Annotated in this window: 20 protein-coding genes; 5 read left to right on the top strand and 15 right to left on the bottom strand. The window is 68.0% G+C overall.

Translation table 11 applies throughout. The features are described from left to right. Nucleotides 1-23: 23 nt before the first annotated feature. Both CSQ95_RS25925 and CSQ95_RS25920 read left to right on the top strand, forming a co-directional pair. Nucleotides 24-422, top strand: a complete 399-nt coding sequence (locus CSQ95_RS25925) for an OsmC family protein (RefSeq protein WP_099411573.1) — start codon at nt 24-26, stop codon at nt 420-422. After that, entirely contained in the window at nt 419-1,306 is an 888-nt protein-coding gene (locus tag CSQ95_RS25920) for a pirin family protein (protein WP_099411572.1), read from the top strand. Before CSQ95_RS25925 ends, CSQ95_RS25920 begins: the two co-directional genes overlap by 4 nt. 6 nt (nt 1,307-1,312) lie before the next feature. Here the strand turns inward: CSQ95_RS25920 and CSQ95_RS25915 are convergent, their stop codons facing one another. The 6 genes from CSQ95_RS25915 to CSQ95_RS25890 form a co-directional block, all read right to left on the bottom strand. Next, the gene (locus CSQ95_RS25915; RefSeq protein WP_099411571.1) at nt 1,313-3,796 is read right to left on the bottom strand and encodes a TonB-dependent receptor; all 2,484 of its coding nucleotides are present in this window, start codon (nt 3,794-3,796) and stop codon (nt 1,313-1,315) included. Nucleotides 3,797-3,910: 114 nt separating this feature from the next. After that, nucleotides 3,911-4,879 carry a FecR domain-containing protein gene (locus tag CSQ95_RS25910; protein WP_180279167.1) on the bottom strand — a complete coding sequence of 323 codons (969 nt, stop codon included), beginning with the start codon at nt 4,877-4,879 and terminating at the stop codon, nt 3,911-3,913. Continuing rightward, complete coding sequence (locus CSQ95_RS25905; RefSeq protein ID WP_257218222.1) at nt 4,879-5,397, bottom strand: sigma-70 family RNA polymerase sigma factor; 519 nt, start codon at nt 5,395-5,397, stop codon at nt 4,879-4,881. The genes CSQ95_RS25910 and CSQ95_RS25905 overlap by 1 nt, the downstream gene beginning before the upstream one ends. A gap of 109 nt (nt 5,398-5,506) precedes the next feature. Continuing rightward, the gene (locus CSQ95_RS25900) at nt 5,507-6,106 is read right to left on the bottom strand and encodes a metal-dependent hydrolase (RefSeq protein WP_099411603.1); all 600 of its coding nucleotides are present in this window, start codon (nt 6,104-6,106) and stop codon (nt 5,507-5,509) included. 398 nt (nt 6,107-6,504) lie between these two features. Next, nucleotides 6,505-8,118 (bottom strand): FHA domain-containing protein, encoded by a 1,614-nt coding sequence (locus CSQ95_RS25895; RefSeq protein WP_257218221.1) that lies wholly within the window; start codon nt 8,116-8,118, stop codon nt 6,505-6,507. A 227-nt stretch (nt 8,119-8,345) separates the two neighbouring features. Then, entirely contained in the window at nt 8,346-9,197 is an 852-nt protein-coding gene (locus CSQ95_RS25890) for a class I SAM-dependent methyltransferase (protein ID WP_099411568.1), read from the bottom strand. Nucleotides 9,198-9,351: 154 nt separating this feature from the next. Between CSQ95_RS25890 and CSQ95_RS25885 the strand changes: the two genes are divergently transcribed. Then, the gene (locus tag CSQ95_RS25885; RefSeq protein ID WP_099411567.1) at nt 9,352-9,771 is read left to right on the top strand and encodes a DUF2177 family protein; all 420 of its coding nucleotides are present in this window, start codon (nt 9,352-9,354) and stop codon (nt 9,769-9,771) included. Here CSQ95_RS25885 and CSQ95_RS25880 read toward each other — a convergent pair. The 3 genes from CSQ95_RS25880 to CSQ95_RS25870 all read right to left on the bottom strand — a co-directional run bounded on the left by CSQ95_RS25880 (nt 9,752) and on the right by CSQ95_RS25870 (nt 11,943). Continuing rightward, nucleotides 9,752-10,702: a PP2C family serine/threonine-protein phosphatase gene (locus CSQ95_RS25880; RefSeq protein WP_099411566.1), complete on the bottom strand. Its 951-nt coding sequence runs from the start codon at nt 10,700-10,702 to the stop codon at nt 9,752-9,754. The genes CSQ95_RS25885 and CSQ95_RS25880 overlap by 20 nt on opposite strands. 143 nt (nt 10,703-10,845) lie before the next feature. Beyond that, on the bottom strand, nt 10,846-11,292 hold the full coding sequence (locus tag CSQ95_RS25875) for a glycine zipper 2TM domain-containing protein (RefSeq protein ID WP_070289651.1): 447 nt from the start codon (nt 11,290-11,292) through the stop codon (nt 10,846-10,848). Nucleotides 11,293-11,412: 120 nt separating this feature from the next. Continuing rightward, entirely contained in the window at nt 11,413-11,943 is a 531-nt protein-coding gene (locus CSQ95_RS25870; protein ID WP_099411565.1) for a GNAT family N-acetyltransferase, read from the bottom strand. Nucleotides 11,944-12,118: 175 nt separating this feature from the next. On the opposite strand from CSQ95_RS25870, the gene CSQ95_RS25865 reads away from it, so the two are divergent. Together CSQ95_RS25865 and CSQ95_RS25860 are read left to right on the top strand one after the other, a co-directional pair. Next, on the top strand, nt 12,119-13,567 hold the full coding sequence (locus tag CSQ95_RS25865; protein ID WP_099411564.1) for a M20/M25/M40 family metallo-hydrolase: 1,449 nt from the start codon (nt 12,119-12,121) through the stop codon (nt 13,565-13,567). Nucleotides 13,568-13,573: 6 nt separating this feature from the next. Further along, nucleotides 13,574-14,479 (top strand): LysR family transcriptional regulator, encoded by a 906-nt coding sequence (locus CSQ95_RS25860; protein ID WP_070224663.1) that lies wholly within the window; start codon nt 13,574-13,576, stop codon nt 14,477-14,479. Here CSQ95_RS25860 and CSQ95_RS25855 read toward each other — a convergent pair. The 6 genes from CSQ95_RS25855 to CSQ95_RS29885 form a co-directional block, all read right to left on the bottom strand. Next, complete coding sequence (locus CSQ95_RS25855) at nt 14,466-15,929, bottom strand: efflux transporter outer membrane subunit (RefSeq protein ID WP_099411563.1); 1,464 nt, start codon at nt 15,927-15,929, stop codon at nt 14,466-14,468. The genes CSQ95_RS25860 and CSQ95_RS25855 overlap by 14 nt on opposite strands. Beyond that, nucleotides 15,926-19,066 (bottom strand): efflux RND transporter permease subunit, encoded by a 3,141-nt coding sequence (locus tag CSQ95_RS25850; RefSeq protein ID WP_099411562.1) that lies wholly within the window; start codon nt 19,064-19,066, stop codon nt 15,926-15,928. Before CSQ95_RS25850 ends, CSQ95_RS25855 begins: the two co-directional genes overlap by 4 nt. 9 nt (nt 19,067-19,075) lie before the next feature. Continuing rightward, entirely contained in the window at nt 19,076-20,212 is a 1,137-nt protein-coding gene (locus CSQ95_RS25845) for an efflux RND transporter periplasmic adaptor subunit (RefSeq protein WP_099411561.1), read from the bottom strand. Further along, entirely contained in the window at nt 20,209-21,666 is a 1,458-nt protein-coding gene (locus tag CSQ95_RS25840; RefSeq protein WP_218963654.1) for an MFS transporter, read from the bottom strand. The genes CSQ95_RS25845 and CSQ95_RS25840 overlap by 4 nt, the downstream gene beginning before the upstream one ends. A gap of 120 nt (nt 21,667-21,786) precedes the next feature. Beyond that, complete coding sequence (locus CSQ95_RS29890; RefSeq protein WP_218963653.1) at nt 21,787-21,924, bottom strand: hypothetical protein; 138 nt, start codon at nt 21,922-21,924, stop codon at nt 21,787-21,789. Between the two features lie 58 nt (nt 21,925-21,982). Further along, nucleotides 21,983-22,432, bottom strand: coding sequence for a hypothetical protein (locus tag CSQ95_RS29885; RefSeq protein WP_218963652.1), 450 nt, complete (start codon nt 22,430-22,432; stop codon nt 21,983-21,985). Nucleotides 22,433-22,800: the final 368 nt, after the last annotated feature.

Raw genomic sequence — 22,800 nt, 5'->3', positions numbered from 1 at the left:
TTCCAAACGCACCAAGGAACGCCATGACCATCAAAGCCATCCGCGACCAGTCGCAGCCCATGCGCCACATCGTGCACGTGCGCGATCACATCATTTCCGCCGACGCCTCGGTGGAGGAGGGCGGCGGCGACGCCGGCCCTTCGCCGCACGACCTGTACGACGCGGCCCTGTCGGCCTGCAAGGCGCTCACCGTCGTCTGGTACGCCAGACACAAAGGCATCCCGCTGGAACACGTGGAAGTGTCGACCGAGCGCGATGCCAGCGACGAGCGCAAGGGCGTGTACCGCCTGGCCGCCACCCTGCACCTGACGGGCGAGCTGACGGATGCGCAGCGCCAGGAATTGCTGGCCGTGGCCGGCAAATGCCCGATCCACAAGCTGATGACGGCCGTCACCACGGAAATCACGACGGTGCTGGCATGAGCGCGGCCATCCTGAAAAGCCACGAAAAAGACCTGGGCGGCGGCTTCGTCGTGCGGCGCCTGCTGCCTTCCGCAGTAAAGCAGGCCGTCGGCCCCTTCATCTTCTTCGACCATTTCGGCCCCATCGACGTGGCGCCCGACGCCAACCACGACGTGCGCCCGCATCCGCATATCGGCCTGGCCACCGTCACCTATCTGTTCGAGGGCGCGATCGACCACCGCGACAGCATCGGTTCCTGCCAGCGCATCGAACCGGGCGCCATCAACTGGATGACGGCCGGACGCGGCATCGTGCATTCGGAGCGCACGCCGCACGACCTGGCGGGACAACCGCACCGCACGCACGGCTTGCAGCTGTGGGCCGCGCTGCCGAAGGCGCACGAAGAGGATGCGCCGAGTTTCACGCACACGCCGCAGGCCGACATTCCCGTCGTGACGCGCGATGGCGCCGTGGTGAAAGTCCTCATTGGCACGGCGTTTGGCAAGACTTCGCCCGTGCGCACCTACATGCCCACGCTGTACCTCGATGTAGCGCTGCAGGCGGGGCGCGAATTGCGCCTGGAGGGCTTGCCGCCGGAAGCGGCGATCTATCCGATCAGCGGGGAGGTGCGGCTCGACGGCGTGGCGCTCGCGCCGCACACCATGGCCTTGCTGCAAACGGGCGCCGTGCCCGTGGTGACGGCAGGCGGCGGGCCTGTGCAGTTCGTCGTGATCGGCGGCGCGCCGCTGGACGGCCACCGCTACCTGTTCTGGAATTTCGTCTCGTCGAGCAAGGAGCGCTTGTCGCAGGCGGCCGACGACTGGAGCGCCCAGCGCATGGGACAAGTGCCGGGCGAGACGGAATTCATCCCGTTGCCGAAGGCGCCATTGCGTCCTCCGGCATAAGCTGGCTTAGAAGCGCGCGCGCAAGGTCAGTTGCGCCTTGCGCGGCTCGCCATAGAAATTGCCCCAGGCCGGCGCGCCCACCGTCTGGTAGTAGCGCTTGTCGAGCAAGTTCGTCACGGACAGCGATGCCGTCCAGTTGCGGTCGATCTGGTACGCGGCGCGCGCGCTCCACAAGGCATACGCGCCCTGCGCCACGGTCACGTCGCGCGTGACGCGCGAGCTCTCCGTCTGGAAGTTCACGCCGCCGCCCACGCTCCACTGCTGCAAGGCGCCGGGCAGGCGGTAGTCGCTCCACGCGCGCAGCATGTGGCGCGGCGAGTAGGTGCTGGCGAACATCACGCCCGCGTTCGACGTCTGCTCCAGGTACTTGAAATTGTTCAGCGTGTAGCCGGCGAACAGCTGCCAGCCCGGCGCCACTTCGCCGCTGATTTCCGCATCGAGGCCTTCGCTGCGCACCTTGCCCGTCGAGAAATAGCACTCCGTGCCGCTGGAGCAGGTATTAGCCAGGTCGAGTTCCGCGCGGTTGCGCTGCTCGATGCGGAACAGCGCCAGCGAGGTGTTCACCTTGCCGTCGAACAGTTCACCCTTGACGCCCACTTCCAGGTTGCGGCCCTTGAGCGGGTCGAGCAGGGCGCCATCGGCCGTGCGCTGGTTTTGCGGCTGGAAGATGTCGGAAACGCTGGCGTAGCCGGACCAGCGCTTGTCGAATGCATAGATCACGCCGCCATACGGCGTGACGACGCCGTTTTCGCGGTACGGGTCGATGTACACCTCGCCCGTGTCGCGGTACACGCTGCTCCATTTGTAGTTCGACACGCGGGCGCCCGCCACTACGGTGAGCGGATCGCTGACGCTGAAGCGCGCCACGCCGTAGGCGCCCGTCTGCGTCATTTTTGTTACGCTGGGATCGCCCCGGTAGCTGTGTTCGCGGAACCAGGCGTCGCTCGGTTCGGCCACGCCGTGATTCGGCTGCAGCGGATTGTTCGCTTGCTGCAGCAGGGCCAGACTGAAATCGCTGTCGCTTTCCAGGCGGTTCGTGCTGATGCCGGCGCTGAAGCCGTGGCGGCGGCCGAAGGCGTTGAATTTGCCGTCGAGCGACAGGTCGAGGCCCTTGTTGGTGCTGCCGTAGTCGAACACGCCGCCAAACATCATCATGCCGGCCAGGGTGGCGGGGTCGATCGCGCCCTGGCTGAACATGTATTTCACGTCATGCCGCTCGCGCGTGTAGTTGGCGCTGGCCTTGAGCGACCAGTCGGCGTCGAAGCGGTGCTCGAATTCGGCGAAGACGGCCGTCTGGCGGCTAGCCCAGCGGTTCCAGTCGGCACCGAGGAAAGTCTCGCGGGGCAGTTTCGGATCGCTGCCGTCGCGGTAGCGCGGCATGCCGGAAAAGAAGGGCGTCGCGTGCAGTTTTTCGTAGCTGGCGCCCGTCGTCAGCTTGCTGCCCGGCGCCAGGTCGAATTCCAGCACGCCGTACAGCACGTCCGTGCGGCTGTCGGCCACGTCATAAAAATAATCGCGCTGGTCATGCGCGGCCACGGCGCGGCCGCGGATGCTGCCCGATTCGTTCAAGGGGCCGGTGACATCGACTTCGCCGCGCACGTCGTTCCAGCGGCCCGCGCTGAGCGCCAGCTGCACCTGCTTTTCCGCCAGCGGACGCTTGCGCACCATGTTGATTGCGGCGCCCGGCGAGCCGGTGCCCTGCAGCAGGCCCGTGGCGCCGCGCACGATCTCCACGCGATCGAGCATGGCCGTATTGCTGGTGAAGCTGTTCGCCTGCGGGTAGTACATGGCGCGGTTGACGCCGTCGAACTGGTAAGTGTCGACCATGAAGCCGCGCGAATACACATAGCGCCCGCCCATGGGGCTGTCGTACATGGTGATGCCGGTGGTGTTGGCCAGCACGGCGTCGATGGTGTTGAGGTTCTGGTCATCCATCTTCTGCCGCGTGACGACGCTGACCGATAGCGGAATTTCGCGCAGGGTCTGCACGCCCTTGCCGACGGTGACGGCGCGCGCCGCATACGAGTTGCTGTGTTCACTGACGGGGTCGCGTTCCATGCTGGCGTTCACGACCACGGGCGCCATGGTCTTTTCCACGCCGGCCGCCGGCGCAGAGGAGGGTGCCGCCTGGCGCAGCACGTAGGCGCCGTTCGGCAGCTGCACCGCTTCCAGGCCGCTGCCGGCCAATACCTGGGCAAAGCCCTGCGCGACACTGTGACTGCCGCGCACGCCGGGCGAGCGCAGGCCGCGCGTCTGCGCGGGGTCGGTCGACAGGCTGACGCCGGCGGCGACGGCAAAATCGTTCAAAGCGGTGGCCAGCGGGCCGGCCGCAATGGCGTAGGCTTGCGGCGCAGCGCTTGAAGCGGCGGCCTGGCCTTGCGCCAGCGCGGGCGCGGCGGCAAAGACGGCGGGGGCGGCGCACGCCATGGCGAGGACGGCCAGGCGGATGGCGCGCGCGGCGGGATGTAGGACGGGGGTGGTCAGCTGCATGCTCGGTCTTTCTGCTCAGGATATGGTCAATGGTGGATGAATCGGCTTCTTACCTGTCAAGCCGAAGCAGCGCAGCGAAACACCAACCCCTGGCGCAAAAAAAACTGAAAGTAATTAGCTTGAACGGGCCGCCACCGTGGCCCAGTAGCGCGTGAAGTAGGTCACTTGCAGTCCGTGCGAGGCGCACAGGCTTTCCAGCACGGCGTCGATATCGTCGAGCCGGTAAGTGCCCGTGACGGGGCGTTGCGCCACGCTCGCGTCGCAGGCCAGGCGTCCGCGCCGGTAGCGCGACAGTTCCTGCACCAGCCGTTGCAGCGGCCAGTCTGCCGCCACCAGCATGCCGCGCAGCCAGCTGTCCTGGTGCGCGGGCATGGCCAGCACGGCTTCCAGACCGGTGCCGCCAAAGCGCAGCTGCTGCCCCGCTTCCAGGCGACGCACGGCATCCGGGCGCGCCGCGCCGCGCACTTCCACGGCGTGTTCGAAGACGCTGACGACGCTGCCACCGTCATCGCAGCGCACGCCGAAGCGCGTGCCCAGCGCGCGGATCACGCCGTGCGGCGTGTCGACGAGGAAGGGGCGCGCATCGGGCGCCGTCGTGATCATGACTTCGCCGTGATGCAGGCGGATGCGGCGGCGCGCGGCGCTGTAATCGACGTCGACGGCGCTATCCGTATTCATCTCCATGCGCCCGCCATCGGCCAGCGTCACGTGGCGGCGCTGGCCCGGCGCCGTGCGCAAGGACGCCGTCCACGCTTGCCAGGGGCCGGACTGCAAGCCCGCCTGGCCCAACATGATGCCGCCGCCGGCCGCCACCAGCATGGCCAGCATTTTCGCGGCGCTGCGCCGTCGCTGCTGCGCCGCCTGCAGGGCAGGAATTGCCAGCGCCGGCGGTATGATGGCCAGCTGGCCGTCCATGCGCTGCAGCAGCGCCCAGGCCCGGTCATGCTCGGCGCTGGCGTCGCGCCATGCCTGCAGGGCGGCCGGGTCGGCGCTGCCGCACTGGAGTTCCACATGCCAGTGGGCGGCGGCGGCCAGCACCTTGCGGGGGATGGGCGCTGACTGCGGGGTGGAAGGGGAAAACATCAGCCGGCCGCCAGCATCAGGCATTCCGTGTAGGCGCGCACCAGGTGCTTTTTCACGGTGGGCAAGGACACGCCGAGGCGCCGGCTGATGTCCACGTAACTCAGTTCTTCGATTTGCGCCAGCAGGAAGATGGCCCGCGTGCGCGCGCCCAGGCGGTCGAGCAGGCGGTCGATGGCGAGCAGGGTTTCGATGATGATGGCGTGCGTTTCGGCGCAGATTGATATCGGCTCGGCTTGCTGGGCCAGCGCTTCCAGATAGGCCTGTTCCAGCGCCTGGCGCCGGTAGCGGTCGATCAGCAAGCCGCGCGCGATGGTCGCCAGGTAGCCGCGCGGCTCGCGCAGCGGCGCCAGCGGTGCCACCTCGTGCTTGCCCAGCAGGCGTAAAAAAGTGTCCTGCGCCAGGTCGGCCGCCTCGGCGCGGTTGCCCAGCTTGCCGCGCAGCCAGCCATACAGCCAGCCATGGTGTTCGCTGTACAAGGTGCTCAGGTGGCTGGCATGGGTGGGACTGACGGTACTCACTGCGTTCTCCAGGCAAGGGATGGGCTGGGCTGACGGAACGCGGGGTGCCGGCTGGCTGGGCTGTTTGAGAATGATACTCATTATCACATTGCCATGCGGGCGGCGTCAATTACTGTCCGCCACCGAGGCGCCAGCGCTCCTGCCACTGTTGCAGATCCGCCCAGGCTTGCTGCAGGGCAGTGGCGGACCAGTGCAGCAGCGCCTCGAAGGCCAGCACGCTGCGCTGCCAGTGGATGCCGTCAAAAAACACGTGGTCGGCCACGATGGTGGCGGCCAGCCAGGCGGCGATGATGACGATGATGTCGTGGCGGCCGCTTTTCCACCAGCGCAGCGAGTGGCGGCGGAAAATCCACGGCACCCCCAGCGGATTGGGCCAGTCGGCCAGCAGATGCATGATGCCGCCGGCGGCAAAGCCGAACAGGGGCGGCGCCCACAGGTGGTACGGCAATTGCAGATACGTGTAGACGAGCAGGGCGATCCAGGCCAGGCCCCAGTGCGTCCACGTGCGGTGCGTGATCCACAGCTTGTGCGTGCGCGCCCACCAGGCCACTTCCAGCCAGTCCGGCGCCGTGCCGCCCAGCGCCCCCATGACAAAGGCGAGCATGCTCAGCACTTGATAGGGGCCGCCGGCGCCAGCGTGCGCGACCAGGGCCGCGGCGATCACGCCGGCAGCCCAACCGGTCGCATGATGCGCTTTGTTGGAAGCCATAGGAAATGTAAAACGCCGCACAGGCGCTTTGTAAAATGTCATGGATATTAACTGGATGAATATACAGTACGCAAGGGCGTCGCTGGGGGCTATTTGCGCAATATCTGCTATTAAAATGTTAAATTGTGTGTCGGAATGGACGTGATGGCGAACTCGGCGCCTGATGCCGGCCGGTCAAGTGTGTTGTGCGGCTGATAATGTATTTGGCGCAGGGCGCGCTATGCTGAAAGCAGTCTTACGTTTTAAGAGGTGTCGCCATGAAAATCCCGCGCGAATTGCAGATTCCCGCCATCGTGTTTACGCTGGAAGCGGTGTTTATTCTGGGATTGTCGATGATTTTTCTCGTACTGATACCGCGCTAAAGCCTTGCGGATAACTGCAGAGTTACAACAGTGTTACTACGCAGTTTGCATGGTGCTATCGCACAGCGCTGCGCCTTCGGTGCGGATGATCCAGCATTCCGGATACGGTTCGCTGGCGAAGCGGTTGTGCCGCGCGAAGCCGCTCAGCTTGTCGAGCGCCGTGGCCGGGGCCAGCGCGGTTTCCTTGCCGCTGGCCGTGTCCAGATGCCAGAAACCGCCGTTGCGGTGGAACAGCAGGGGAAGGCAGCCGGCCTGCGGCGTGGCCAGGTGGCTGGCCGGCGTGGGCTGGGTGTCGGGCAGCAGCAGGTAAAAACACTCGGCGCGGGCGCCGTGGTCGATGCGGTGCAGGATCACGCCGTGCGCGAGGATGGCCGTGACGCTGAGCACGACGATGCCCTTGATGCTGGCGGACAATTCGATGCGCATGCCCAGGCGCAGGGCGACGGGTTTGTGCTTGCCGGGCCAGACGCCGTCGAGCAGCACGCCGTAGCGCGACACGTCTTCGATTTCAAAGCCTTGCTGGCTGCGCCGGATGATGGCGTGGCGGCCCGACAGGCGGCGCGTCAAGCCATTGTTGTCCTGGCCGTCGGGGCTGAAATGGCTGAGCAGCACATCGGCTTCGGGGTCCACCAGCTCGAAGCGTCCCAGCATGCATTCTTCCAGCGCGAACAGGCGGATCTGGCGCTGCTCGCCCGCTTCCGGCGCCGCATTGACGAGGCAGGCAGCCTGGCTCGGGTGCGGATGGCAGTGGCTGGCGGCGGGCAGGTCGACTTCGATCAATTCCTCGTCCCAGGCGATGGTGGTAAAACCCATGTCGATCTTGCCTTGCGGCGCCGACAAATCCACGTGGGCAATGCCGGCATTGCGCGCGGTGACGTCGAGGTTGCAGCCGTCGCCGCCCGTCACGCGGGCAATCGAGGCGTCGTCGGCCATCACGCGCACGTTCTTGTGCGTGCTGAGGAAGATCTGGTGGATTTCCGTCAGGGTGGCGTCGCGGCGCGGTACGAGGATGACAAACGTGCATACCCATTTCTGCGCCACGGCGCCGTCGACGTGGCTGTGTACTTCCACCTCGATCTGGTATTGCCCGTGCTCCTTGTTACGCGAGGAAAACTCGACAAATACGGGTCGCCAGTCGCCGCGCGTGGTGCGCACGAAATCATGCTGGACGGCGCCGCGCGGGATCAGGTCCGAGCGCAGGCGCAAGGTCAGCTGCGGCGCGCAGGCGGCGCTCATGCCGCGCAATTCCATCTTCAGGGTTTGCCGTCCGCCTGCCGCACGGGGATCGAAGCCGCTGATGTGCAGGTGGGCATGTATCGGCTGGTAAGCGGGCGCAGTGGCCGGCTGTGCGGCGGGCACTGGGGTAAATGCCGGCAGGCTGGCGGGGGGCGAGGCTGGCATGGGGCTGGTCAGGCTGGTCACCGCTTGAGCAGCATCGCGTATCACCGCATCGCGCATCGCAGCATCATGCGCACGGGCGTGCGGAAGCGCCGTTGCCGATGGTTCGGAACGGGCGCTGCGCAGTGCGCTCAACAGGTCGTAGCTGCTGGGGGCATTCGTCGCTTGCGGGTGGTTGCCCGCGCAGACTGTTTCCCCAGGCAAGACCCAGAACGTACAGTGCGGGTGCTCCGGGTTGCTGCATTTTTTCATGACATTCTGACTCGAATCGAGCGGGGACATTGCGCCCTCTGTTCTACATGAGAGCTTACGCGCTTTTGCGCCTGCTTGGCAACTTTCGCGGCGCTCGAATGCGCTCTTTTTGCCCAAATTCATCCCCTTGGTCACAGCTTGTCATGCGTGTCATGGAAACTATTGCTCAAAAACACATTTTATGTCTTTCTGGATATGTTATTTTGATATCGCCAGTCCAGCTGCGTTCAGCTGCGCTGTTTGCTGACGATGACTTCCAGATACTCGCCCGGCACCACCAGCGAGTGAGCGCCCGCTGTATTCAGGCGTTCGAGCAGGGCGAACAGTTCTAGCTCCAGCGCCTCGGCGCCACCCGCGTCCAGCGCGGCAAAGGCCTTGTGGACGGGGCCGTAATAATCGCGGAAGACCTGCACCCAGTGGTGGGCGGAGGCGTAGCGGAAATTGAAGACCTTGCGCTGGCTGTGCACCTGTTCGGCCGCCTGGCCGAACAGGTCGCGCACATACGCTTCCTCGCCCCAGCGGGCCGGCGACACCACGCCTGCCGGCGGCGGGACATATTTGCCGATGGTCTTGAAGAGTTGCCCGATAAAGCCGTCCGGGGTCCAGTTGGCCATGCCGATGCGTCCGCCGGGACGCAGCACGCGCAGCATTTCGCTGGCCGCGCGCCGGTGGTCGGGCGTGAACATGACGCCGAAGGTCGACAGGGCCGCGTCGAAACTGGCATCGGCGAAGGGCAGGGCTTCGGCGTCGGCCACGCGGAAGGTCACGGCCAGCCCTTCCGCCTCGGCGCGCGCGCGGCCCTTGTCCAACAGCGCCGGCACATAATCGGTGGAGACGACGCGGGCAAAGCGGCGCGCCGCCGCCAAGGTGGCGTTGCCGTTGCCGGCGGCGATGTCGATGACGTCTTCGTGGGCGCGGATGTCGGCGGCCTCGGCCAGCGACTCGCCGACCGGCTGCAGCGTCACGCCGATGACGGCGAAGTCGCCGCTGGCCCAGCCTGCTTGCTGGCGCTGCTTGATGGCGGCGTAGTCGGGCGCGCCGGCGGCGCCGGCCTGCGGTGTAGCGATGGTGTTGCTCATGGCATGCTCCTGGTGACGTTGGGAGAGGTCCTTCCGTCAGACCGCGCGCCGCGGCGGTGGTTCCTTTTATGCGGGCCGATGTGAGCGTGGCGGCATTTTGCATTATGCTGGCGCAACTGTTGCCCTCAACGCCGCCTGACGCCGAAAGATGACTATGTCTGCCCAACGCCCGCTCCAGCTTGCCATTGCCTATGGCGCCGCCTTGTGCGTGTTCCTGGCCATCGATGCCCTGTGGCTGGCGGTGCTGATGAAACCCGTGTACGCCGCGGCGCTGGGGCCGCTATTGGCGGACACGCCCCGCTGGGCGCCGGCCGTGTTGTTTTATCTGCTGTACGTGGCCGGACTGCTGGTCTTTGCCATCCTGCCCGGCTTGCGCGCGCGCCGCGGACGCACGGCGGCGGCGCTGGGCGCGCTGCTGGGGCTGCTTGCCTACGGCACCTATGATTTGAGCAACTATGCGACCTTGCGCGGCTGGCCGCTGGCCTTGACGGCGATCGACATGGCCTGGGGCACCGTGCTGTCGGCCGTGTCGGCCACGGCCGGCTACCTGGCTGCTAGCCGCCTGGGACGGTGAATGCCGCATCGAAGCGCAGCGCCACCACGGTAATGTTGTCGCTATACAAGCCTTTTGGCGGATGCAAGAGGAAGTCGTCGAGCAGGGCGCTGACGGCCTGAGCCGCAGTCTTGCCGGCACACAAGGCGGGCCAGCGGGCCGTGAGGGTGAGCGGATCCTCGCAGGCCCAGAAACCGTCGCTGGCCAGCAGATAGTGGGCGCCGGGGCGCACGCGCAGCACGCGGCGGTCGCCCAGGTGCGCCAGGAAAGGCGGCAAGGTGGCCGCATCGAGGGCGCGCAAGGGCTTGTCGAGCTGCAAGCTGTCGCTGATGGCGTTGCCTAAAATGAAGGCCTGCGAGATTTGCGGATGGTGCTCGCCGTGCACGGCGGCGCGCCAGCGCGTCTCGTCGAGCGCTCCGCGCATGGCGTACACGGTGGCCGGCACGTGGTCGACGGTGAGGATGCTGGCAACCCCGTCGGCAATTTCATACAGGCGCGAATCGCCCACGTGATACAGCAGCGGCGCTTCGCCGGGCGGCACTTCCAGCAAGGTCAGGGTGGTGCCGGGCGGGCGCGCCTGGGCTGGCGCCGTCCTGGCGAAGGTATCCTGCAAGCGCGTGTGCAACTGGTCGAGTTTGGCTGCCAGGCTGGCCGTGTCGAGGCAGGCGGGTATGGTCAGCAAGCCTTGCACGGCCGCTTCCGCCGCTTCGCGCCCATGGCCGTGGCCGCCCATGCCGTCGAGCACGGCGGCACGCACGTGGCCGCGCGGCCAGCCCGGCACCTGGCAGTGGAACGGCGCCTGCCGCGACAGGCAGACGGCGTGGCCGCTGGCATCGATCAGCAGGAAGTTGTCCTGGTTTTCGCGCCGGGGCATCGGGCCGGCGCCCACGCTGGTGCCGGCGGCGGCATCGAGCCAGGGGCCAAAGTCGAGCGCGTCTTTAATTAAATGCATCGGTTGGTGCGGTCCAGGCGGCCAGCAATGTTGATCGTAGGACACAGCTTAGCCGAAATCGCGCGGGGGCGATACCTTGCCTGTTTCGCACAAAAACCTGCGGCAGCAAGCTGGCGCAGGTTTTATGTGGTGGCGGGTGTCGCTTAACGGCGATGGCCCCAGCCGTGGCCGTGACCGTGGCCACGGTCATAGTAGTCGTAGCGGCCATGGTCGCGGTAGTAGCCGCGGCCCGGCTGCACGTAGACGACAGCCGGCGGGCCGTAGTAGCGCGGTGGCGGCGCGTAGTACACGGGCTGCGGCGCCGGGGCGTAGTACACCGGTTGCGGCGCAGGCGCGTAATAGGTTTCGCGGTAGCCGCCCCGATAGCCGCCACGGTCGTAGTAGCGGTCATTCGTGCTGATGCTGTTGCCGACGGCGGCGCCCAGCACGCCACCGACGATCGCACCATTGCGTCCGCCGGTGCTGTTGCCAATGGCCGCCCCGACAACGGCGCCTGCAACGGTATTGAAGTCGCGGTCACCGGCGACTGCGGCCGAAGACACAGCCACTGCCGCTACCATTACCGCACCCAGGAGTTTCTTGTTCAACATGGCATTTCCTTCCATTCCGGCGAGATCACAATGATCTGCATGAACTGGACTATATCTGCTGTTGCAAGCTTGTTCCACGTCTAATACAACTTATTACAATCGGGGCGGGGCGGTAACAAGTCAGCGCAGGCGCGCCTGCCATTCGGGGCGAAGCAGGCTGTACATTTTGGCGTCGCGCATCACGCCGTTGATAAAGAAAGCCTGGCGTATCAAGCCTTCCTGGGTAAAGCCGTTCTTTTGCGCGATGCGCTCGGAGCCGATGTTCAGCGGGTCCATCAGCAGCTCGAGCCGGTGATACGGATAGGCGCTGAACAGGTAGTCGACCACCAGGCGCGTCGCTTCGCTGATGTAGCCGCGCCCGTCCCGCTGCCGGTCGAACAGGCGGTAACCGATTTCGCGCGAGGCTGGCGTGCGGCTCTTGAAGTGCGTGATCGTGCCGATGATGTGCTGTGAGTGATCTTCGATGAGGAACAATTCGCTGTCTTCGGTGACAAAGCCCGATTGCAGGAAGTCGCGCCGCATGGCCTCGGGCGACTTGAATTGCATGGAGAAAAACTCGCCGCGCGAGGGCAGGTCGTTGACGAGGGAAATATAGGTATTCAGGTCGGCAGCCTGCAAATGCCGGATGGTGCAGAGGGTTCCCTTGAGCATGTCGGTTTCCGGTAGCGATCACGAATCTTCATGGTAATCGACTCTGGGGGCAAGAGGCAATCGGTCCGGTAAAAGTTGCTGCAATGACAGAATAAATACGCTATCGTAGACAGCCGCGCCTTGCCCCTGGCCACGGCGTACCCGCTTCGACCTCGTTGACTGGAACTGACATCACATGCAAATCATCCTGACTGGCGCGCCATTGCGCCGTTCCGTTTTATCCGTCGCCCTTGGCTGCATCGTCAGCGCCGGCGCCTTTGCCGCCGCACCGGGCAATACGCCGCAAGCGCTGGCGCAGGTGCGCGATACGGCGCTGCAAAGCGACTGGGCCTACGCCCGCCTGGCCGACATGACGGACCTGATCGGCCCGCGCCTGTCCGGCTCCGCAGGCGCGGCCGCCGCCGTGCAGCAGGTGGCCGACGCCATGCGCCAGCTGGGCGCCACCGTCACCTTGCAGCCCGTGAAAGTGCCGCACTGGGTGCGCGGCGTGGAAACGGCGGAAATCGTCGATTACGCGGGCCGTCCGCAGGGCGTGTCGCAGCGCGTGGTACTGACCGCCCTGGGCGGCTCCGGCGCCACTGCGGCCGCCGGCCTGACGGCGCCCGTGATCATCGTCAAGAGCCTGGACGAACTCAAGGCGCGCGCGCCGGAAGTGAAGGGCGCCATCGTGCTGATCGACACGCCGTTCGACCAGGAGATGGCCGAACGTGGCCTGGCCGGCGTCACGTATGGACAGGGTTCGCGCGCGCGCTTCCTCGGGCCGAAGGCGGCGGCCGACTTGGGCGCGGCCGCCGCGCTGGTGCGCTCGGTCGGCGGCGCGAACTTCCGCATCCCGCATGCGGGCGCCACGGGCCTCGATGACAACAAGCGCATTCCCGCCGCCGCCGTCACCGTGGAAGACGCCTTGCTGATCGGCCGCCTGGCCGCGCGCGGGCCCTTGAAAATGCACCTGACCCTGACGCCGCAAAACCTGCCGGAGGCGGACAGCTACAACGTGATCGCCGACTGGCCCGGCACGGACAAGGCCGGCGAAGTGGTGGTGGTCTCGGGCCACCTCGATTCCTGGGACCTGGCGACGGGCGCGCACGACGACGGCGCCGGCGTCGTGGCGGCCATGGGCGTGGTGGAAACCTTGAAAAAGCTCGACTACCGCCCGCGCCGCACCATCCGCGTGATCGCCTGGATGAACGAGGAAAACGGCGGCCGTGGCGGCCAGGCCTACTTCGAGGCCCACAAGCAGGCGCTCGGCAAACAATACGCGGCCATCGAGATGGACAGCGGCGCCGGCCGCCCGTTCGGCATCCTCGCCAGTGTGGGGCCGAAGTCGGAAAAACTGTTCGCACCGCTGCGCGCTGCCTTGCTGCCGATGGGCGCGCACGCGTTCACGCGGCGCGACGCGCTGGGCACGGGCGACCTGCACCGCCTGGAAACGGGCGGCGTGCCCAGCTTCGAGCCGCTCGTCGACAGCCACAGCTACTTCCACTACCACCACACGCCGGCCGATACCCTGGACAAGGTCGACCCGGATAACCTCAAGCGCAATGTGGCGCTGATGGCGTCGCTGGCGTGGTTCCTGGCCAATATCGACGGCGAGATCGGCCGCGCGCCGGAGCAGGGCGAGTAAGCGCCAATGTCGCTACCCGATCTGAACCTGTTGATCACCCTCGATGTCCTGCTGGCCGAAGGCAGCGTCACGCGCGCGGCGCGGCGCTTGCGTCTGAGTCCATCGGCCATGAGCCGCGCCCTGGCGCGCCTGCGCGAGACGACCGGCGATCCGCTGCTGGTGCGCGCCGGGCGTGAACTGGTGCCCACGCCGCGCGCGCTGGAGCTGCGCGAACGGGTGGGCCGCTTGCTGGGCGAGGCACTGGCCGTGCTGGGACCGGTGCAAGCGCTCGATCCGCGCCAGCTGGCGCAGACGTTCACGCTGCGTGCGAGCGACGGCTTCGTGGAAAATTTCGGCCCGGCCCTGCTCGCGCATATAGGCGCGCAGGCGCCTGGCGTGCGCCTGCGCTTCGTGCAAAAGCTCGACCGCGAAAGCGTGCAGCTGCGCGAGGGCAGCATCGACCTGGAAACGGGCGTGATCGGCAGTCTCACCAGCCCGGAAGTGCGCACGCGCAGGCTGTTCGGCGACCGTTTCGTGGGCGTGGTGCGCAGCGGCCATGCGCTGGCGCAAGGAGCGATCAGCGCCGAGCGCTATGCGGCCGGCCAGCACGTGCTGGTGGCGCGGCGCGACCAGGATACGGGACCGATGGACGACGCGCTGGCCGCGCTGGGACTGCAGCGCACGATCGCCAGCATCGTCGGCGGCTTTACGGCGGCGCTGGCGCTGGCCGCCGGCTCCGACCTGATCGCCACCGTGCCGGAACGGCATACGGGCAATCTGCGTGCCGGCATGTTCAGCTTTGCGCTGCCGCTGGGCATGCCGGACCTGACCGTGTCGCTGATGTGGCATCCGCGCATGGATGCCGACCCCGCCCACCGCTGGCTGCGCGGCTGCGTGGTCGACGCCTGCGCGGCGCGGATCAGCGCCGGCTGATGGCGCCGGCAGCGGCCTGCTGCACGGGCCCGTCGAAGCCGCCGGCCATGGCCGTGTAGCCGCGCGCCGTGGCGATGGCCACGTCGCGCTGCGCCGTCACCAGCTGCTCCTGCGCGGCCAGCGCAATGCGTTCCGCTTCGAGCACGCCGAGCAGGCTTTCCGCGCCTTCCTGGTAGCGCACGCGCGCCAGGCGCGCGCTTTCCTGCGCCAGCCGGTGCGCCTCGCGCAGTTCCGCTTGGCGGTTGCGCAATTGCACCCATTGCGCGATGGCGCTGTCGGCTTCTTCCAGTGCCAGCGCCAGCGCCTTGTCGAAGCCGGCCTGCGCGGCCTGCACCTCGGCCCCGGCCGCGCGGGCGCGGGCGCGGCGCGTGCCGCCATCGAACAGCGGCAGGGAAAACGCGGCGCCCGCCTGCCAGCGCGCCGCATCGCCGCCATTCCAGTCGCCGGCCACGCCGGAGGCGCCAAACAGCGCGCCCAGGCTGATGCGCGGGAAGCGTTCGGCGATGGCGGCGCCTTCGCGCGCGCTGGCCGCTGCCAGCGCCCGTTCGGCCGCGCGCACGTCGGGCCGGCGCAGCAGCAGGTGGGCCGGCTCGTCCGTCAACAAGGTTTGCGGCAGCGCCAGCGGCATCGGCTGGTCGAGCGCCGCCAGCTCCGGCGCATCGAGACGCTGCCCGGTGAGCGTCGCCAGCCGGTTGCGCGCCACACGTTCTTCGGCGTTCAGGCTGGGCAGGCGGGCGCTGGCCAGGCGCATCTGCGCCTCGGCGCGCATGCGCTCGGCCGGCGCGGCGCGGCCCGCGTTCTCGCGCTCGCGCACCAGTTGCAGGGTGCCGGACTGGTTCGACAGCTGTTCCTGCAGGCTGGCGCGCATCTGCTGCGCGCCGCGCAGCACCAGGTAGGCGTCGACCACCTGCGCCAGGATCAGGCGCCGCACATCGTCGCGCACGGCGGCGCGCTCGTCCGCCGATGCCTCGGCAGCGGTGATGCTGTGGCGTACGCGGCCGAACAGGTCGAGCTCCCAGCTGAAGATGGCGTTCCACTGCACCGGCAAGGCGATGTGCGGCTGGCCGCCGCGGCTCTCGATCGCCGCCAGGCGCGCGCGTCCGGCCTGGGCGTCGAGATCCACCGCCGGCAGGCGGGCACCGCGCGCGGCCTGCGCGAACTCGCGGGCGCTGGCCAGGCGCGCGGCGGCGATGCGCACGTCGTAGTTGTCTTGCCAGGCGCGCTTGACCAGCTGCTCCAGGCTGGCATCGCCCAGTGCTTGCCACCACAGCGCCGGCGGCGCGCCGGCCTGCAGTTCCGGACCGCCTGCCGAGGGCAGGACCGGCAGCTGCGCCGGCTCGAGCGCCCGCGTCGCCGTGGGCGTGCCGGCGCTGCAGCCGGCCAGGGCCAGCATGGCCGCCGCCAGCAGCGGCGCGGAGTGGCGCGTGTTCAGGTGTGTCATGCGGCTCATGCGGCTTCTCCCTGCGCGACCGTGTGCGTGGCCGGCGCCGCACGGCGGCGGCTCAGCAAGGTGAAAAACAAGGGTGTGAACAACAGGCCCGACAAGGTCACGCCCAGCATGCCGGCGAAGACGGCCGTGCCCATCGACTGGCGCATCTCCGCGCCCGCACCGGAAGACAGCATCAGCGGTATCGCACCCAGCAGGAAAGCCAGCGACGTCATCAGGATGGGACGCAAGCGCGTGCGGGCGGCGGCGATGGCCGCTGCGCGCGCATCGGCGCCGGCCGCCATCGCCTGGCGCGCGAATTCGACGATCAGGATGGCGTTCTTGGCGGCCAGGCCGATCAGCACCACGATGCTGATCTGTGTCAGCACGTTGTTGTCCAGGCCGCGCCACGACACGCCGATCAGCGTGGCCAGCACGCAGCTGGGCACGATCAGCACGACGGACAGGGGCAGCAGCCAGCTTTCAAACAGGGCCGCCAGCAGCAGATACACGAGCAGAACGGCCAGGCCCAGCACCATGCCGGTGCTGGCGCCCGCGTGTTTTTCCTGCAGCGCCAGTTCCGTCCACTCGTAGTCGAAGCCGGCCGGCAGGCGCGCCTTGAGCAGTTCTTCCATCGCGGCGATGGTCTGCCCCGTCGAGTAGCCGGGCCTGGTGCTGCCCTGGATTTCGGCGGCGGGATACAGGTTGTAGCGCGGCACGCGGAACGGCGCCGTGCCTTCGCTGAAGGTGGCCACGCTGCCCAGCGGCACCATGTCGCCGCTGGCGGCGCGCGTCTTGAGTGCGGCCAGGTCGGCCACGCTGCGCCGGTAGGGCGCGTCCGCCTGCGCGGTGACGCGCCAGACCCGGCCCATCAGGTTCATGTCGTTGACGAACACGGGCGCCAGGTAGCTTTGCAGGGTCTCGTTGATGCGCAGCGGCGGCACGCCCAGGTATTCGGCCCTGGTGCTGTCCAGTTCAACCTTGATCTGCGGGCTCATGGCGTTGAACGGCGTGAAGGCGCCCATCACCGAGGGCAGTTTCCCCGCTTCCTCGACGATGCCGCGCGCGGCCGCCTGCAAGGCTTGCGGTCCCAGCCCGCCCGTGTCGCGCAGCATCAGCTTGAAGCCGCCGCCGGTGCCGATGCCGCGCACGGAAGGCGGCGGTATCACCATCACGCGCGCCGCGCTGATGGGCGCCAGCTTGCCGCGCAGGGCGCCCAGCATGGCCGACCCGTCCAGGCCACTGTTGGCGCGCGCGCCGAAGTCCTTGAACATGGTGAAGATGACGGCCGTGTTGGGCGCCGACGTAAACGTGGCGCCGTCGGTGCCGACGAAGGCGGCCGTGTGGGCCACGCCGGGGTGGCTCATCAGGCGTGCCGTGGCGTCCTGCGCCACTGCGCTGGTGCGCGCCAGGGTCGAGCCGGCCGGCAGCTGAATCGAGACGATGGCATAGCCGCGGTCCAGCTGCGGCACGAAGCCGCGCGGCGTCGCGTCCAGGCGCCACAAGGTCAGGCCCGTCAGCACGAGGTACACGGGCAGCATCAGCCAGCGCCGCGAGAGGATGCGCCCGGTCAGTTGCACGTAGCCGCCCGTCAGGCGGGAAAAGCCGCGGTTGAAGATGGCCATCCAGCGCGCGTCCAGGCTGTTGGCATCGTGCTGCGGCTTGAGCAGCAGCGCGGCCAGGGTCGGCGACAGCGTCAGCGAGACCAGTGCCGAGATCACGGTGGAAGCGGCGATGGTGACGGCGAACTGGCGGTAGAACATGCCGGAGATGCCATCGATGAAGGCCGTTGGCACGAACACGGCCACCAGCACCAGCGCGATGGCGACCAGCGCGAAGCCCACCTCGTTCATGCTGCGCTGCGCCGCGGCAACGGGGCTCATGCCGTCCTCCATGTGGCGCTCGACGTTTTCCACCACCACGATGGCGTCATCGACGACGATGCCGATCGCCAGCACCAGGCCGAACAGAGACAGCGTATTGAGGGAATAGCCCATCGCGGCCAGCACCGTGAAGGTGCCGACCAGGGACACGGGAATGGCCAGGATGGGAATGACGGCGGCGCGCCACGAGCCGAGGAACAGCAGCATGGCCAGGCACACCAGCAGTGCCGCCTCGAAGATGGTGTCGCGCACCTTGTCGATCGAGGAACGGATGAATTCGGTCGGATTGTAGTAGGCATGGTAGGCGACGTCCTGCGGGAAATCGGCTTCCATTTTGGCCAGCAGCGCCAGCACGCGGTCGCCGGTGGCCAGCGCGTTCGAGCCGGGCAGCAGGCTGATGCTCAGCGCGATGGCGGTGCGGTTGTCGACGAAGCCGCTTTCCGCGTAATCCTGCGCGCCCATCTCGACGCGCGCCACGTCGCGCAGGCGCACCACGCCGCCGACGGCATGGGCGGCGACGATGATGGCCTCGAATTCGGCCACGTCGCGCAAGCGGCTTTGCGCCTGCACCTGCACCTGGTAGGCGCCATCGCTGCCGCCGGGCGGCTGGTTCAATACCCCGGCGGCGACCTGCGAGTTGGCTTGCCGTACCGCCGCGATCACTTCCGGCGCGCTCAGGCCCAGCGAGGCCACGCGCGCCGGATCGAGCCAGATGCGCAGCGAGAAATCGCGCGCGCCGCGCGTGTAGATGTCGCCGACGCCTTCGATGCGGGCCAGCTGGTCCTTGACGGCGGTGCCGATGAAGTTGGAGATGTACTGCTGGTCGCGCGTGCCTTTCGGCGAATCGAACAGCACTACCATCAGCTGGTCGGGCGAGGCCTTCTTGACGGCCAGACCCAGCCGGCGCACGGCGTCGGGCAGGCGCGCTTCGGCCACCGCCACGCGGTTCTGCACCAGCGACTGCGCCTGTTCGATGTTGGTGCCCGGCTTGAACACCACGCTGATGGTCAGCTTGCCGTCGCCCACCGATTGCGAGGACATGTAGAGCATGCCGTCGACGCCGTTGATTTCCTGTTCGATCGGCGCGGCGACCGTATCGGCGATTTCCTGCGCCGAGGCGCCCGGGTAGCTGGCCTTCACCGTCACCGTGGGCGGCACGATCTCGGGAAACTCCGAGATCGGCAGGCGCATGGCCGACACCGCGCCCACCAGGGTGATGAGGATCGACAGCACGATGGCAAACACGGGACGGCGGATGAAAAATTGGGAAAAACGCATGGCCGCTCCTTATGCGCCGCTGGCGCGGGGAGCCGCCACGAGCACCTGGTCGCCCGGGCGCACCTTGGCCGCGCCGGAGACGATGACCCGCTCCTGCGGTCCGAGGCCGGACAGCACGATCTGCTTGTCGCCCTGCAGGCCGCCCAGTTCCACCTTGCGCGGCGCCACCTTGCCCGCCGCGTCCACGACGAACACCATTTTCTTGTTCTGGTCGCTGAGGATGGCGGCGTCGGGCACCAGCAGGCGCTCTTGCGCCGCGCCGACGGGAATGCGCACGCGCGCAAAGCTGCCCGGCATGACGGCGCGGTCGGCGTTGGCCAGGCTGGCGCGCAGGCGCACCGTGCCCGAGCGGACGCTGATCTCGTTGTCGATAAAATCGACGCTGGCATCCTGGGCGGGACCGCCGCCGTCGAGCGCCAGCTGCACCTTGGACGGCAGCCTGCTTTGCTGGCGCAGGCGCTGGAAATCCGCTTCCGACAGGTCGACCGTGGCGCGCACGGGGCTGTGCGCGACGATGGTGGTCAGCACGCCGCTTTGCGCGGCGCCGCCGGCCACGTAGTTGCCGATATCGACGCGGCGGTCCGACACCGTGCCGGCGATGGGCGCGCGCATGGTGGTGAAGGACAGTTCCAGCTCGGCGCTGCGCAATTCCGCCTGGCTCAGCATGACGGCCGCCTGCGCGCCTTCGAGCTCGCCGCGCGCCCGTTCCAGCTCCTCGGTGCTGGCCGCGCCCGTCTGCTGCAGCCGGCTGCTGCGCTCGAACTGGGCCGTGGCCAGCTTGCTGCGCGCATGGGCCTGGGCCAGGCTGGCCCGGGCGCGGTCGCGCGCCGCCGCGAAGGGGCGCGGGTCGATGACGAACAGCGCATCGCCGGCCTTGACCTGCTGGCCATCGCGAAACGCGATCTGCTGCAAGTAGCCCGATACGCGCGAGCGCACTTCGACGCGCTGCGACGGCTCGATGCGGCCCGTGTAGTCGAGGCTCGCCTGCACCATCGACGTTTCCGGCAGCGCCACGGAAACGGTGGGCTTGGGCGGTGGACCGCCAGGCGCGGCCTGGGAGCGGCCGCAGCCGGCCAAGGCGGCGCTGCAGGCCAGGGCCAGCAGCAGTGGGACGGGCAGGGACGGGATCGTACGGGGGCGCATCATGCGGGGTCTCCAGAAGGCGTAGGGGGCTTGGCCAGGGCGCGGCCGAGCGCGAAAATGGCCAGCGCGGCGAGTATCAGCGCGCTGGCGACGGCAAAGGTGGCGTGCATGCCACGGATCATGGCGGCTGGCCGGGCGCCGGCGATATCGCCAGCGCCGGCGGCGAAGACGGCGCCCATCACGGAGGCGCCCGTGACGAGGCCCAGATTGCGCGACAGATTGAGCATGCCGGAGATGAGGCCGCGCTGGTCGGGCACGATGTCGCCCATCACTGCGGTATTGTTGGCTGCCTGGAACAGCGCGTAGCTGGCCGTGAGCAGCATGATCGGTGCGACGTAGCCGGGGATGCCCAGGCTGGCCGGCAGCAGGGACAGCGCCAGGCAGGCGCCGGCCGCGCCGCACAGGCCCGCGCCGCCCATGCGCTGCGCGCCGTAGCGGTCCACCAGCCAGCCGGACGGCACGCCGCAGAACGCCGCCACCAGCGGCCCGGCCGCCAGCACCATGCCGGTGACGGCCGTGCCCAGGCCCAGGCCGCGCGCCAGGTAGAAGGGACCGACTACCAGGGTCGACATCATGACCGTCGACACGAGCATGCTGGTCGCCAGGCCGGCGCTGAGCACGGGCGCGCGAAGCATGGCCAGGCGTATCAGCGGCGCCGGCGCCTTCAGTTCGACGCGGACGAACAGGGCGCCGCCCGCGCAGGCGGCCAGCAGCAGGGCTGCGTTGCGCATGCCGAAATGGCCGCGGCCCAGGGTCATGGCCAGCGCATACGCGGCCAGGGTCAGCGCCAGCAGCAAGGTGCCGCGGTGGTCGAACACGGGCCGCCTGGCGTTGGCGCCATGCTGGTCGGCCGGCAGGAAGCGCCAGGCCAGCAGCAGCGCCACGCCGGCCAGCGGCACGTTGACGAGGAAGATGGCTTGCCAGCCGAAGTGCGCGATCAGCAGGCCCCCCAGTGCGGGCCCGAGCGTGGTGCCGACGGCCGACATGGTGCCGAGCAGGCCCATGGCGCTGCCCGTCTGCGCCTTGGGCACGGTGCTGCCGACAAAGGCCATGGTCAGCGCCATCATGACGGCAGCGCCCAGGCCCTGCAGGGCGCGCGCGGCGACCAGCAGCCACAGGGTGGGCGCCAGGGCGCACAGGATGGAGGCAATGGCAAACAGGGCGATGCCGGCCAGCAGCAGGCGGCGCCGGCCGAGCATGTCGCCGAGGCGGCCCACGCTGACGATCAGCGCTGTGATGGCCAGCAGGTAGGCCAGCACGATCCATTGCACGTCCTGGAACGGCGCATGCAGGGCCCTGGCCATGTCGGGCAGGGCCACGTTGGCGATGCTGGTGCCCAGCGCGGGCAGCAGCATCGACAGGGACAGGCTGGCAAGGGCGCCGCGCACGGGCATCGTGGCGGTGCCGGCCGGGGTGGCCTGCTGGCTTGGAGGTACGGGTTTTGACGGCGAATTCATAAGGTGGCTTGTCCATCCAATAAGAGTCATTCCATGGTAGCGAGGGATTTGGCATGGCGGAAGACGCATCATTTGCACTATATTGTTGCGTTTGACGCCATGTCTGGTGCGTGGGCGCCGCTACAGCATCTGGCCCATCTCGAAGGCGGGCGGGCTGTCGGCCAGGTGGTAGCGGACGATGCGCCCGGGAATGCCGGCCACCGTGCAATGGGCGGGCACGTCCTGCAGGACCACGCTGCCGGCTGCCACCTTGCGCATGTGCCGATTTCGATGTTTCCGGGTATCTTGGCGCCCGCGCCCAGCGTCAAGCCCGGGCTTATCTTCGGATGGCGGCGTTGTCGTCGACTACGGCCATTTCGCCGATGACGATGCGGCTGCCGTGATCGGGCATGATGCGCGCGGCCGGATGGATGTCGATGTCGATGTCGATGCCGAGGACGCCGGCCGCATGGCTGGACAGGGCAAAGGCGGCCTCGCTGCGGTGTTCCGTCCACAGATGGTGTGCCATGCGGCAGGTTTGCTGCGCGTGAAAACCCTTCAGGTTCAGTAGCGCATGCTGGCTGTCGGGGCAGGCGGGATCGCGCTGCGCGATGGCCGCAAGGTCGGCCGTGATGCTGGCCAGGATGGGCGGCTGCGTGCTTAGAATGTCCTCGAACAGGGGCCGCAGCACGGCCGGGCGCATATCGCGCGCGCCCAGGCGCTGTGCCAAGATGGCGGCGAGCAGCCCGGCGGGGCTGTCGTGCGGCAGTATCAGCTCGTCGAGCATGCTGCGCCATGCCGCGCACCTGCGTCCACACGCCGGGAATGTCGTCGGACTGGCTGGCTGCGGCGGCATCGATGCGGCGCAAGGGCGGCGCAGGCGGCAGGGGGCTGGCATAGGTCAAGTAAGTCATCGTGGTGCCTGTCCAGGCAAAGGAAGGGGGAAAGTGGAGCGCATGGCAACAGGGCCGGCGCCGGCTGGCAAGTGCCCGGGCTCCCGGAAGGCCGGGCCAGGCGATTGCGGATACACGATAAGCCGCCACGAAGGACGAAGCAAATCGTAAATACTGAGCGCGCGGCTCACGATTCCTGATGCTTGGGGAGGCAGGGGCGCATGCCGCGCTGGCGCGCGGGCAGGCGGCGCCAGGGGGAGGT

Source organism: Janthinobacterium sp. BJB304, assembly GCF_002735765.1.
In the GTDB taxonomy this organism is placed as follows: domain Bacteria; phylum Pseudomonadota; class Gammaproteobacteria; order Burkholderiales; family Burkholderiaceae_D; genus Janthinobacterium.
This window is presented reverse-complemented; position numbering and strand designations above follow the sequence as displayed.